The following is a 12,913-nucleotide window of genomic DNA, read 5'->3' as shown; positions in this document are numbered from 1 at the left end:
GGTCAATCACTCCTTGCGATGGAATGTCGTTCCCGTCGAGGATGTGGGAGGTCCCGGAAACGCCGCTTGCGTCATTTGACTGAAACCCGCGCCGGTGGCCTGTGACCTTCGCATGATCGCCTCGCGAGCTGCCTCGGTCAGCCCGCCCCAGATGCCGTACCGCTCCTTACGGCTCAGCGCATGGCGTCGGCAGGGCGTCCGGACCGGGCACCGGCTGCACACAGACAGGGCCGTTCGGATCGTGGCCTGGTCTTCGGGCAGCGGATAGAAGGTCTCGACGTCGAGGCCCCGGCACGAGGCAGCGCTGCGCCAGTTCGATCGTGTCATGCCACCTCCTCCAGCGTCTTGCCGGGAATGCCGGTTCGCCGCGAGTTCCTCGTACCGTCGAGGTCGACGCCCACGGTCAGGCTGCCGGAACGGGGCCGGCGGATGCGCTCGCGCACGGTGAACCTCCGTGCTCAGGGGTGGATGGCGAACGGTCCCAGCACGTCGTCGTCGATGCGCAGGGACTCCACGACGGTGAAGGCGTTGTCGACGGTGAAGACATCGGCCGCCGCCAGAACACCGAGGTACTTGTCCGTGACAGGGCCCGCGGCACGCTCCGCCGCCGCCCGGAGATACGTCTTGAAGACGGCCCATGCGTTGCCGCCGGGGCCGTACTTCGCGAAGAAGGGTGTGGGGTCCAAACCGGCGATCGCGGCGCGGGCACCGGCGTACAGATCGGCGATGTACTGCCGCTGGACCTCCGCGTCCCCGCGGTGCCCCAGACGTCCCAGGTGACCCGCCACCAGGGTCTGCCACCGGTAGCCGAGCGCGATGTCGTGAGCCCGGACCCAGCCGGGGATCTCCTGGGACACAGCCAGGTTGGAGAAGGGAACCCACCCCGGGTAGAACACGTCGACGACCATCAGGGTCCGCTGGCGGGGAGCCCGGATGAAGATGTTGTCCGGCGCGTGGTTGGCGCCGTGATGGCTCAACTCCAGCCTCTCTCCGCCAACTTCGACGACGAGACGGTCCTCGAAGACTGTGGCGGGCGCAGGCCGGCCGGGGTCGGCGTCCCGTTTCAAAAGCCGCCGGTTCTCGGCGTGGCCGATGCGCTCGACGTCCTTGCCCCACAGTCCTGCGGCTCCGATGTGATCGGCGTGCGAGTGGGAGTAGACCAGGTGCGTCACCTTGCTGGGCAGGCCGATCGGCCGGGTGACCTGCTCGATGGCGCGTATCAGGTTGTGCCCGAGGGTGGGTGGGGCGTCCACCAGGACGACGCCTTCCCTGGTGGCCAGGAACATGGCCTGGTAGCTGCCGTCGGTCACCCAGTACAGGCCGTCGGCGATGGGCCCGACGTAGTAGCCCTGCCCGTTGAGCGCTGGGCCGAGGGACCCGGCAGGTACGGGAGCGAAGTCCGGCAGATCGGGTGTGGCAGCCGCCTCGGCGGTTCCGGACAACAGACCTGCCGTCAGGGAGGCCGCGGCGGGGACGGCAGCCGTCAATGCGGCTCTTGTCAGGAAGGCACGGCGTGCGGTTGTCCCGCGCCCCGCATCGATGGAGTTCGTCACGTCAGTGGCGTGCGTCACGGCGTTCCCCTCTGAGATCGGCAGCCGGCGAGTCGGCTGCTGTCCGGCACGGCCGTCTGCCGCGCCGGATGGTGACGTCAGCGTGGGCGCCGGGGTAATTTAGCCGCTTGAGTCATCCGACTGGGGTCCCTGCAGCGGCCCTTGCAGTCGAACGACGCAAGCGCGCGTCCGCCCGGCACCCGGAGTCTGTCAGCGCAAGCACCGGTCCCGTGGACAAGGAGCGCAGCCGTGCGTGAGCCTCACGACGCTGAGCCGCAGGACGACCTCGCCGTGGTCCGCGCCGTTTACGACTTCATCAACGGAACCAATCCGGACGGCGCTTCCCTGGCAGACCCGCGGATCACCGTGTACCAGACGGAAGAGGTGCCATGGGGCGGTACGTACGCCGGGCTCCCCGGGTTCCAGACGTTCTACCAGGCCGTGTCGAGCGCCATCCACAGCGAGGTCGAGACCGAGGCGCTCTTCCGCGCCGGAGACAAGATCGTGCAGATCGGCCGGACACGAGGCTTCGCCCTCGCCACCGGCAAGCCCTTCGACGCGCAGGAGGTGCACATCTGGCAGGTGCGCGGCGGGCGCATCGTCGCCCTGGAAGTCCATGTGGACACGGCCGTCCTGCTGGAGGCCCTTCAGCCGGCGCAGTCAGCCGACTGAAGCAGCGGCTTCGGCGCGACGGGCACGGTGGGCGGCAGGGAAACAGGCGGCAGGAGAGGGTGGTGGACATGGGGCAGCCGACTCGCGTGGTGATCGTCGGCGGTGGATTCGCCGGGTACCAGGCGGCGCGTTCGCTGGCACGGGCACTGCCAAAACGTGCCCCGGACGTGGAGATCGTCCTGGTGAACCGCACCGACTACTTTCTCTACCTCCCGCTGCTGCCCGAAGTGGCCGCGGGCGTGGTGGACCCCCGGCGCGTGACCGTATCCCTGCCGGGGACTTTGCCCGGAGTCCGCTTGGTGCTCGGGACCGTGGATGGCGTGTCACTGGAGGAACGACGGGTCAGCTACACCGACCCCGAAGGCACCCGGCACCAGCTCGGATACGACCGGTTGGTCCTCGCGGTCGGCAGCGTCAACAAGTTGCTCCCCGTTCCCGGCGTGGCCCAGTATGCGCACGGCTTCCGCGGCGTCGCCGAAGCCCTCTACCTCCGTGACCACGTCATCCGGCAGTTGGAACTCGCCGCCGCGGCCGACCAACCGGCCGAACGCGAGGCCCGATGCACCTTCGTCGTGGTCGGCGCCGGATACACCGGGACCGAAATCGCCGCTCAAGGACCGCTGTTCACCCAGGCGATCGCTGCCGGGCACAAGGAACTCAAGGACCAGAAGGTGCGCTGGATCCTCCTGGACCTGGCCCCGAAAGTGCTGCCGGAACTGGATCCGCGCCTGTCCCGTGCGGCACACCGGGTGCTGCTGCAGCGGGGCGTGGAGGTGCGCATGCGGACCTCCGTACGGGAGGCCACCCACGAGGGCGTTCACCTGACCATCGGGGGGTTCCTGCCGACCAAGTCGATCATCTGGTGCGTCGGCGTACGCCCCGACCCCCTCGTGCAGGCAACCGGCCTGAAGGTGGACCGGGGCAGACTGGTGGTGACCCCCACCCTGGCCGTGCCCGGCCATCCCGAGGTGTTCGCCTGCGGCGACGCCGCCGCCGTACCCGACCTGACCCGTCCAGGTGAGATCACCGGAATGACGGCCCAGCACGCAACCCGTCAGGGCGCCCTTGCCGGACGAAACGTCGCCGCCTCGCTCGGCCACGGCCGGGCACGCCCGTACAGGCACCACGATCTCGGCTTCGTGGTCGACCTCGGCGGGGCGCAGGCGGCGGCCAACCCGTTCCGCATCCCGTTGTCCGGATGGCCGGCGAAGGCCGTCGCCCGCGGCTACCACCTGCTGGCCATGCCGGGCAACCGCCTGCGCACAGCGGCCGACTGGGTCCTTGAAGCGGCCCTGGGCCGCCAGACCGTGCAACTCGGCCTGGTGCGCTCGGCCGCCGTCCCCCTCGAATCAGCCGAAGGAGCACGCCTTGAGTGAGCGGATGAAGTTGGGCCAGGTCGCGCGGGAGGGCTACCGGGCCGTGCTGGACCTGGAGAAGTACGTCCGGTCGAACGTCGACAACAAGCTGCTGTTTCTGATCCAGCTACGGGCGTCGGTCCTCAACGGGTGCGCGTACTGCGTCGACTCGCACAGCCACGACCTGTTCGAGACGGGAGACAGTGTGCAGCGCGTTCTCGGCGTGTCTGTGTGGCATGAGTTCCCCTACTTCACGCCGCGGGAACGTGCGGCCTTCGCTCTGACCGACGCCGTGACACGGCTGGAAGAGGCCGGCGTGCCGGAGGACGTGTGGACCAAAGCGCAGGAGTTCTTCACGGAGAAGGAACTCGCCGACCTGATCCTGGCTATCGGCACGATCAATGTGTGGAACCGCATCGGCGTCAGCACCGGAATGCGACCCCCGCTGCGGAAGTGACCCGGTGCCGGCGGCTCATGGAAGAGGTGCCAAGATGACCAACCTCAAGATCATTGTGTCGAGCACCCGCCCAGGAAGGGTGGGGCTGTCAAGGCGAAGGGCTCGGCGAACCGGGCCAAGGCGCGCAGGAAGGTTGCCAAGTTGCATGCGCGGATCGCCGACCGGCGCCGCGACTTCCTGCACAAGCTGTCGACTCGACTCGTCCGCGAGAAGGTGGTCCAAGTGGTCGTGATCGAGGACCTCACCGTCCGCAACCTGCTGAAGAACGGGCGCCTGGCGCGCGCCATCTCGGATGCGGCCTGGACGGACCTGCGCATGATGCTGGAGTACAAGTGCGCCTGGTACGGGCGCGACCTCGTCGTGATCGACCACTTCTTCCCCTCCAGCAAGCTCTGCGGGAGCTGCGGCACGGTCGCGGCGAAGATGCCACTCAACGTCCGTGCGTGGACGTGCGAGCACTGCGGTGCCGTGCACGACCGGGACGTGAACGCGGCGCGCAATATCCTGGCCGCCGGGCTGGCGGCGTCTGCCTGTGGAGACGGTGTAAGACCTCAACGGGAGTCCTCCCGGACGGGGCGGTCGTCGGTGAAGCAGGAACCCCAGCGGGCGACCGCTGGAATCCCCCGCCTTTAGACGGGGGAGGAAGTCAACCGGGTGAGCGAGGCTCTGGAGCCGCTGCGTACACCCTGACGGACGGAAGCCTGGTCGGGTGTTGTGTCATTGCGGTGGGTGACTGTTTGCGTCATGGCGCGGACAAGGTCCGCTTGGCGGCAGGATCTGCGGCACTTCGGACACGTAGCATCTCAGCATGGGCGGTACTGATCACATCCGGGCCGGTGTCCCCGCCGGGACGGATTCGCTGGTGGGCCGGGACGCGGAATTGCGGATCGTCGATCAGCTCCTGGCGTCCGAGGGCGGTGGCGCGCTGGTCCTGGCCGGAGAGCCTGGGATCGGCAAGACGAGTCTGCTGATCGCCGCGCAGCGGCGGGCCCGCGCGGCAGGCTTCACGGTGCTGAGCGCGGCCGGCTCCGAAGGGGCTGCGGAGGTGCCGTTCCAGGGCCTGCACCGGTTGCTCGCCGGGCTGCTCGACCGGGTGTCGCGCCTTCCAAGCGCGCAGCGCAGGGCGCTGCTCACCGCCCTCGGCGTACGGGAGGGGCCCGCGCCGCAGCCCTTCCTGGTCGCGCTCGCGACGTTGGATGTGCTGGTCGAAGCCGCCGCCGAGGCGCCGGTGCTGGTGTGCGTGGACGACCTGCAGTGGTTGGACCAGCCCAGTGCCGACGCGCTGGCCTTCGTGGCCCGGCGCCTCGGCTACGACCCGATCGTGCTGCTGGCCACCTCGCGCACGCACGCAGGGGAGCGGCCCGTCCCGGCCGACCTGCCCCGCGTCGACCTCGGCCGGCTCACAGCAGCGGAGGCCACCGCGCTTGTGCGGCGGGCCCGCGCCGATCTGGACCCGGTCGCCCGCGACCACATCCTCACCCGTGCCGAAGGCAACCCGCTCGCTCTCGTGGAACTGGCGGCGAGCTGGACGGAAGCCGGCCTCGGGACGCTGCTTTCACATGCCGGGGATCACAGCGACGGGCTCACCCTCACCGAACGGCTCGAGCGGGCCTTCGTCGGGCGGCTGCGCGATCTGCCGCAGGCCACCCGCGACGCGATCCTGGTGGCCGCGGCGGACTCCGGCGATCAGCACGCCGAAATCCTCGCCGCCGCCTCATTGCTGACCGGTCGTCAGCTGACCTTGGACGATCTGCAGCCCGCGGTCGGCACCGGGCTCGTACGCTTCGACGACCTGCGCGTGCGCTTCAGGCACCCGCTGGTGCGCTCCGGTGTCCTGCAGGAGGCCACGCCGCTGCGGCTGCGATCCGCACACGAGGCGCTGGCGCGGCAGCTCGCCGGCGATCCCTACCGCGCGACCTGGCACCGCGCGCTCGCGCTCGACGCCCCGGACGAGGAGGTGGCGGCCCAACTCGAGGCGAACCACCGCATCGCGCTCCAGCGGGGCTCGGCTCTCACAGCCATCCGGGTGCTGGAGCGCGCCGCTGAGCTGTCTCCCGAGCCGGCCGACGCCGGACGCCGGTTGCTGCTCGCTGCCGAGCACGGCTTCGGACTGGGCCGAGCCGACCTCGTACGCCGGCTGCTGAGCGCGGCCGCACGCGAAGACCTGCCCGAGCTCGAACGTGCCCGGATGACCTGGCTGGAGCAGATCTTCGAGGACGGCATGCCCGGAGATCCCGCCCCGGTGCTGGAGCTGTGCGCCCTGGCGGAACGTTCCGCCGCAGTAGGGGACGTCTCCTTGGCGTTCAATCTGTTGATGGGCGCGGCACTGCGGTGCTGGTGGGCCGAGACCGGCCGGGAGGCGCGGTCCCGGGTAGTGGCCGTAACCCGCGGCATCGCGGCAGCCGAACACGACCCGCGCCATGTCGCGGTCCTCGCCACGGCCGATCCGATCCGGGAGGCTGCCGAGGTGCGTCGGCTGCTGCTGAAGGCCGGGCAGGACGTCACCATCACCGGGGACGTCGACAACCTGCGCCTGCTGGGCCAGGCAGCGCACGCTGTGGGTGAGACCGAACTCGCCGCCGACTTCCTCGACAGGGCCGAGGCCCGGCTGCGCGCCCAGGGACGGCTCGGGCTGCTGCCGCAGGTTCTCGGCATGCAGATCCAGGTCCGCCTCGACCTCGGTGACTGGCGGCTGGCGGCCCAGGCCGCCGAAGAGGGACACCGGCTGGCCGTCGACACCGGGCAGCCCATCTGGTCCGCCGGCACCCTCGTCGGCGACGCCAAGGTGGCAGCGTTGCACGGAGACACCGCCACCGCCCTGCGCCTCGCCTCCGAAGTGGACGAGCAGCTGCTGCCCAGGGGCATCGACGACCTGCTCGCCTGCGCACAGCTCGTGCGCGGCATCGCGCTGCTGGTGGACGGACGCGCCGACGAGGCATGCACAGCACTGGTGGACCTGTTCGACCGGAGCGGTCCGTACTGGAACGCACGCGAGAGCTTCGGCGGCGTCGGCTTCCTGGCCGACGCCGCGGCCCGAGCCGGTCGGCAGGACGAGGCGCGGGAGGCCATCGGGCGGGCGCGGGACGGCTGGGGCGAGTGTCCGGCCGCGCTGCTGCAGGTCAATCTGAGGTACGCGGACGCGGTCCTGACGGAGGACGAGGAGGCCGAGAAACCGTTCCACGAGGCGCTCGCGGCCGATCTTGTGCGCTGGCCCTGGCCCCGTGCGCGGCTGGAACTGGCCTACGGCAGCTGGCTGCGGCGCAGACGCCGCGGCGCGGAGTCGCGCAGCCCGCTGCGCGCGGCGCTGACCGTCTTCGAGGCGATGGGAGCACGTCCCTGGGCGGAACTGGCCCGCCAGGAGCTGCGGGCCGCAGGCCACCGAGCGCCGATCCAACAGGATGTGACGGTCGCACAGTTGACGCCGCAGGAACTGCAGATCGCCAAGTTGGCCGCCGAGGGGCTGTCGAACCGCCAGATCGGCCATCGGCTCTACCTGTCCCCGCGGACGGTCGGCTCGCACCTCTACCGCGTCTTCCCCAAGCTCGGTATCACGGCCCGTGCTCAACTGGCCGAGGCGCTCAAAGCGTTGTAGAGCGATGACCGCGGGGCTCACTCCCGCTCCTCGGACTCCGCCAGCGCGGCAGCCAGCTGGCCGCGGGATTGCACGCCCAGCTTCGGGAAGAGGCGGTACAGGTGCGAGCCGACGGTGCGGTGCGAGAGGTAGAGGCGTTCACCGATCTCCCGGTTGGACAGACCCTGCCCGGCCAGGCGTGCGATCTCCAATTCCTGAGGGGACAGGCTCGCCCAGCGGCCGGGGCGCCGTCGTTCGGCGGACTGTCCGGTGGCGGCCACCTCGCGGGCGGCGCGTGCGCCCCAGGCCGGGACATCGAGCAGGTCGAAGGCCCGCTGGGCGGCCCGCAGCAGCTCACGGCCTTCCGCGATACGACGGTGGCGGCGCAGCCAGGCTCCTTCGGCCAGGTCGAGCCGCGCGCGGTACCAGGTCGAGCCGTCGGCAAGGTGCAGCCGCGCCTGAGCGAAGCGGTCTTGCGCTTCGTCGTCCTCGGCGAGCAGGGCATGGGCGAGCGCCAGGGCACGCTGCACTCCGCCGGCCGGGGTGCCCTGGGCCAGCTTCTCCACCTGCCGGACCACCGCCCGGGCCTCCCCCTGACGGCCGGCGCCGTGCGCGGCTTCGGCGTAGTAGTCCAGGGCCCACGCGCACTGGGGTGACTGGTAGACCGGATCAGCCGGGTCGAGCATCCGCGCGAACTCGTCATAGGCCAGCCCCGGATCCTCCTGGCCGAAGGCGGCAAGGCCCCGGGTGAGCTGCATGCCGTTGGCGACGCCGACGTTGCCGCTGACCACCGCGGCCTGCTGCACCTCGCCGAGCAGGCGCATGGCCAGGCGGTGGCGTCCGCGGATCGCGGCCACGTTGGCCAGTCCCAGACGCGCACAGGCGGCCCAGGTGGTCTGGCCGGTCTCCTCGGCGAACCGCAGCGCCTCGTCGGCGGCCGTGGCGCTCACATCCCACCGGCCGAGGTAGAGGGCGGCGAAGGTACGCAGGACCAGAACCTGCGTGAGAGCCGCGAGACGGCCCTGTTGGCGCAGCCCGGTCTCGGCGGCCAGGGTGAGAGGCAGGCTGTGCTCGAAGGAGCCGCTGACGAAACCGGCCATGGCGAGCAGGCCGGTGAGCGCCGGGTCGCTGTCGGAGCCTGCTGTCCACCGCTTCAGGTGGTCGACGATCAATGCGCCGCGGGCGAAGGGGGACAGGAAGGCGTCGACGAGCACCGGCCTGGAGTCGCCGGGCGCCAGGCGCACCTCGTCGGCCACTGACCGCAGTCGGCCCAGCAGCACGGTGTCACACGTCGCTCCCCAGTAGCAGGAGCGGGAGGCGCGGATGAGGAGACTGACGGCCAGCTCGCTGTCTCCTGCCCGGACAGCTTCGGCGGCAGCCTGCTGCAACTGGCGGACGAGCCGCTCACCGCCGGGAACACCATCGTCGAAGGCCGTCTCCAGGGCGCTCACACGACCGGAGTCCTCAGGCAGGAGCGGCCGTGCGCGCACTTGCTCGAGCAGCGCCCGAACCGTGTCGGGGCGGCCCAGTTCGAAGGCGACCTCGGCAGCGCGCAGCAGCCGGTGGCCGCTCACGTCCTGCTGCGGGCTGAGCTGCGCGGAACGTTCGAGGATGGTCTGGGCGAGACTGGGAGCGCCGCGGGCCAGGGCCCGGTCGGCGGAGGCTTCGAGTGCGTCGGCGACCGCTGAGTCCGGCTCCTGCAGGGCGCAGGCGTGATGCCAGGCGGACCGGTCGGGGTCCGCGGCCAACACATGGGCCAGAGCACCGTGGGCGGCCGCCACGGCCTGCGGGGTGGAGTGGTCGATCACGGCCGAGCACATCAGCGGATGGCGAAAGCGCAGCGCCTCTCCGTCGATCTCGACCAGTCCCGAGCGAGCGGCGTCCCTCCGGTCACCGTCCCCTACCGGCCTGCCCAGGAGCACCTGCGCCGCCCGTTCGGCCTCGTCGAGACGGTCGCTGTCCTGGATCGCCGCGACCAGGAGCACCGCCCTTGCGGCCGGCCCGCACTCCTCCAGCCGGTCGGCGAAGGCGTGCCGAAGACGGTCGGTCAGGGCCAGCGCCGCGCCCGGTGGGCTGGCGCGGACCGAAGCCGAAAGTTCCAGCAGAGCCAGCGGATTGCCCTGGGCCGTCTCCAGGACCCGGTCTCGATGGTCATCGGGCAGTGCGGGCGCGTGCCGGGTGAGAAGAGCCCTGGCGTCCGCCGTCTCGAGCGGGGTCAGCGGCAGATGCAGCGGGTCGTGCTCGTCGCCGGCGGAGGCAGTGCGCGGCGGGGCCTCTCGGGTGGCGACGAGCAGGACGGCGGGCTCTGCGGCCAGGCGCCGGGACACGAAGTCGATGGCCTCTCGGCTCGCCGGGTCCGCCCACTGCAGGTCGTCGACGATGGCGAGCAACGGCTGTCCGACGGCGCTCTCAGAGAGCAGTTCCAGGGCAGCGAGGCCGATGTGTGCCGGTTCCGCCGGTCGCAGCAGGTCTGCCACGCCGAAAGCGCCGAGCAGCGCGGCACGCTGGGCGAACGGCAGCTGCTCGACGCCCGCCAGCAGCGGACGCAGCAACTGGTGCAGAGTGGCGAAGGGAAGCGCCTGCTCGGCCCGGCTGCCCACCGCCCGGACCACCTGCAGTCCCTGGGCGAGTGCGTCCTCAGCGCACGCCCGCAGCAGCGCGGTCTTGCCGATGCCGGGCGGTCCGCTCAGGTGCACGACGCAGCCGCGGTCCGGCAGCGCGCTCCAGACACGCCGAATGAGGGAGCGTTCCCGCTCACGCCCCAGAAAGGGGGCGGGAAGGTCGGCGGCGTGCACGGAGCAGACCCCTTTCGGCGGCGATGCGGCCAGCATACGTAGCCGCAGGTCGCCGGGAACCCAGTACGGCAAGCGGGGATGCAGGTGCAGTCGTCCAACTGAAGCGGGCGCCCGTACGGCTCTCGTAGCGTCACGGGCGACGATTCCGCCCAGCGAAAGGTTCGGTACGGTGACGCGCGTTCCCGATGAAGCTCTGGTTCTCGTCCCCGGCGGCACTCTGATCACGGCCACGCCCGAGGAGGGCCGGGCGCTGGCGCTGGCCCTGGCGCGGAACACCATCCACGCCATCCAGCCGGAGCTGGAGGTCATCCAGGCCGGCCGGCCGCAGTACGCAGCCGACGCGGCCAAGCTCATTGCCGCAGGTCAGGTGGTTGCGCTGGAGTTCGCCACCATCGCGGCCGCCAACGATTACTGGCGCTGAACGCCTCCGGCCCGTCCCTCAGGACAGGAACCGCAGCAGCAAGTCGCTCATCTCCTGCGGGTGCTCCTCGAAGATCCAGTGGCCGGAGTCGGGCAGCACCACGCCCTGGACGTGGGTGGCGTAGCGGCGGACCTGGTCAAGGACGCTCTGGCCCAGGCTGTGGTCGGCGCCCACGGCCATGACCGGCATGGGCAGCGGGGTTCGGACCGACTCGGCGTTGTCCGCGACGTCCCGGTCCAGCGTGCGGAACCACTCCAGGCTGCCGTGCAGATGGGCCGGATCGCTCAGCGCTTGTGCGTAGGCGCGTACCGCGTCCGGGCGGCTGGCGGCGTCCTTGTGGACGGCGAACATGCGGATGAAGAGATCGACCCAGGTGCGCTCACGTCCTGTGATCGTCTGTTCCGGCAGGCCGTTGGTGACGTTGAAGAAGCCGAAGTTCCACACGCCTGGGCCGCCGGGTGTGAGTGCGGGGAACTGGTAGACGCTCTGGTCGGGTATCGGGGCTTCGGTCAGGGCGAGACGTGACACGTCGTGCGGGTGCTGGGCGGCGTAGGCGTAGGCGACCATGGTGCCGATATCGTGCCCGACCAGGTCGATGCGGTGCTGCAGTCCCAGCTTGACCAGCAGTTGGTGCAGGTCCTCGGCCATGGTCCTCTTGTCGTAGCCGGCGGCGGGGGCACTGCTGTCGCCGGCCCCGCGCAGGTCCGGGGCGATCACGGTGAAGTGCCGGGCCAGGGTGGGGAGCACGGACTCGAACTCGTACCAGGTCTCGGGGTAGCCGTGCAAAAGGACCAGCGTCGGCCCGTGGCCGCCCCGCACGTACTCCACAGTGATCCCGTTGACCTGCGCCCGGTGCTCGGCGAATCCCCTGGGCGGCGGGGCCGCGGTGGCGTGTCGGTGGGGAGATGGAGATCCCGCGGCGCTGGTGGCTCCGACGCTCAGGGCTACGAGCAGCAGGGCGAGCGTGGCCCGCAGTACGGCGCGGGTGAACCGCTTCATGGTGATCGTCATGGCCGGGACGTTAGGGACGTCTCAGGTCGCCGGGCTTCGGTCGACTGACTGTTCTGGGCATCGCTGCCTGTCACCGCAGTGGCGGTGACTGCGGCATCTCCCGTGCACCTCGGCACCCGGGTGAGGGTTCTTCGGTCCCGCTTCAGTCAGTCGACTCAAGCGCGGGGGGCGTCGCGGGGCACAGGCTGGGGGCGGAAACCGATGGTGATGAGGAGTAAGGCGATGACACGAGAACTGCAGGACATGACGGCCGTGGTCACCGGAGCGAGCAAGGGGATCGGGCTGGCCGTGGCGGAGGCGTTGGCGGCCGCGGGGGCGGATGTGGTCGCGGCGGCGCGGACCTCGTCGCCCGGTCTCGACGTGCTCGTGAAGGAGGCAGGCGCCCGTTGGGTCCCGCTCGACCTGACCGAGCCGGACAGTGCCGGCCAGCTGGTAGCGGCGGCCGGTGATCGCATCGACGTGCTGGTGAACAATGTCGGCTCGGCACCGGCACGGCCGGGCGGTTTCCTCAGCGTCACCGACGCCCAGTGGAGGCAGACGCTCGAACTCAACCTTTTCGCCACGATCGCGGTCACCCGGGCGGTGCTGCCGCGCATGCTGGAGGCAGGCCGCGGCTCCATCGTGAACATCGGCTCGGTGAACGCCGAGCTGCCGGACCCCACGGTCGTCGACTACAGCGCGACCAAGGCGGCCCTGGTCAACTTCTCCAAGGCCCTGTCGAAGGAGTTCGGGCCGCGCGGAGTGCGGGTCAACAGCGTCAGCCCCGGGCCGGTCGAGACCGACCTGTGGCTGGGCGGAGGTGGGGTGGCCGACACCGTTTCCGCTGCGGCGGGGCTGAACCCACAGGACGTCCTCGCACAGGCTGCGGCCGCCACGGTCAGCGGCCGCTTCTCGCGGGCCTCGGAGATCGCCGACCTGGTGGTGTTCCTGGCCGGCGACCGGGCCGCCAACATCGTCGGCAGTGACCTGCGGATCGACGGCGGTTTCGTGCCGACCTGGTGACTTGAGTCAGGTGACTCAAGCGCCGCAGCCGCCCGGTTCACGAGGCTGGAAACCCCGTCAAGAGGAAGGAGGGACGACC

The 12,913-nt window shown here is 70.7% G+C and carries 10 protein-coding genes and 1 pseudogene; 7 read left to right on the top strand and 4 right to left on the bottom strand.

The window, feature by feature from the left end:
- Nucleotides 1-6: 6 nt before the first annotated feature.
- Entirely contained in the window at nucleotides 7-327 is a 321-nt protein-coding gene (locus GRC12_RS00850; protein WP_208776646.1) for a WhiB family transcriptional regulator, read from the bottom strand.
- 131 nt (nucleotides 328-458) lie between these two features.
- Nucleotides 459-1,487 (bottom strand): MBL fold metallo-hydrolase, encoded by a 1,029-nt coding sequence (locus tag GRC12_RS00845; protein ID WP_244371847.1) that lies wholly within the window; start codon nucleotides 1,485-1,487, stop codon nucleotides 459-461.
- Nucleotides 1,488-1,799: 312 nt separating this feature from the next.
- On the opposite strand from GRC12_RS00845, the gene GRC12_RS00840 reads away from it, so the two are divergent.
- From GRC12_RS00840 to GRC12_RS00820, 5 genes and pseudogenes are all read left to right on the top strand, one after another.
- A complete protein-coding gene (locus tag GRC12_RS00840; protein WP_208776645.1) occupies nucleotides 1,800-2,222 on the top strand; it encodes a nuclear transport factor 2 family protein in 423 nt (140 codons plus the stop codon).
- A gap of 68 nt (nucleotides 2,223-2,290) precedes the next feature.
- A complete protein-coding gene (locus GRC12_RS00835) occupies nucleotides 2,291-3,598 on the top strand; it encodes an NAD(P)/FAD-dependent oxidoreductase (RefSeq protein WP_208776644.1) in 1,308 nt (435 codons plus the stop codon).
- A complete protein-coding gene (locus tag GRC12_RS00830) occupies nucleotides 3,591-4,034 on the top strand; it encodes a carboxymuconolactone decarboxylase family protein (protein ID WP_208776643.1) in 444 nt (147 codons plus the stop codon). The genes GRC12_RS00835 and GRC12_RS00830 overlap by 8 nt, the downstream gene beginning before the upstream one ends.
- Nucleotides 4,035-4,124: 90 nt before the next feature.
- A pseudogene (locus GRC12_RS00825) lies at nucleotides 4,125-4,667 on the top strand (RNA-guided endonuclease TnpB family protein); the annotation flags it as partial.
- 175 nt (nucleotides 4,668-4,842) lie between these two features.
- Nucleotides 4,843-7,626, top strand: coding sequence for a helix-turn-helix transcriptional regulator (locus tag GRC12_RS00820; RefSeq protein ID WP_208776642.1), 2,784 nt, complete (start codon nucleotides 4,843-4,845; stop codon nucleotides 7,624-7,626).
- Between the two features lie 17 nt (nucleotides 7,627-7,643).
- Here the strand turns inward: GRC12_RS00820 and GRC12_RS00815 are convergent, their stop codons facing one another.
- Nucleotides 7,644-10,400 (bottom strand): AAA family ATPase, encoded by a 2,757-nt coding sequence (locus tag GRC12_RS00815; RefSeq protein ID WP_208776641.1) that lies wholly within the window; start codon nucleotides 10,398-10,400, stop codon nucleotides 7,644-7,646.
- A gap of 169 nt (nucleotides 10,401-10,569) precedes the next feature.
- On the opposite strand from GRC12_RS00815, the gene GRC12_RS45225 reads away from it, so the two are divergent.
- Nucleotides 10,570-10,821 (top strand): hexameric tyrosine-coordinated heme protein, encoded by a 252-nt coding sequence (locus tag GRC12_RS45225; protein ID WP_308286434.1) that lies wholly within the window; start codon nucleotides 10,570-10,572, stop codon nucleotides 10,819-10,821.
- A gap of 18 nt (nucleotides 10,822-10,839) precedes the next feature.
- On the opposite strand, the gene GRC12_RS00805 is transcribed toward GRC12_RS45225, so the two are convergent.
- On the bottom strand, nucleotides 10,840-11,832 hold the full coding sequence (locus GRC12_RS00805; RefSeq protein WP_244371844.1) for an alpha/beta fold hydrolase: 993 nt from the start codon (nucleotides 11,830-11,832) through the stop codon (nucleotides 10,840-10,842).
- 222 nt (nucleotides 11,833-12,054) lie between these two features.
- On the opposite strand from GRC12_RS00805, the gene GRC12_RS00800 reads away from it, so the two are divergent.
- A complete protein-coding gene (locus tag GRC12_RS00800; protein ID WP_208776639.1) occupies nucleotides 12,055-12,834 on the top strand; it encodes an SDR family NAD(P)-dependent oxidoreductase in 780 nt (259 codons plus the stop codon).
- The last annotated feature ends 79 nt before the right edge of the window (nucleotides 12,835-12,913 follow it).

Origin of the sequence: Streptomyces griseorubiginosus, from assembly GCF_017614965.1 — a bacterium.
GTDB lineage: Bacteria > Actinomycetota > Actinomycetes > Streptomycetales > Streptomycetaceae > Streptomyces > Streptomyces griseorubiginosus_B.
The sequence above is the reverse complement of the archived record's forward strand: the minus strand, read 5'-3'. Positions and strand labels throughout refer to the sequence as shown.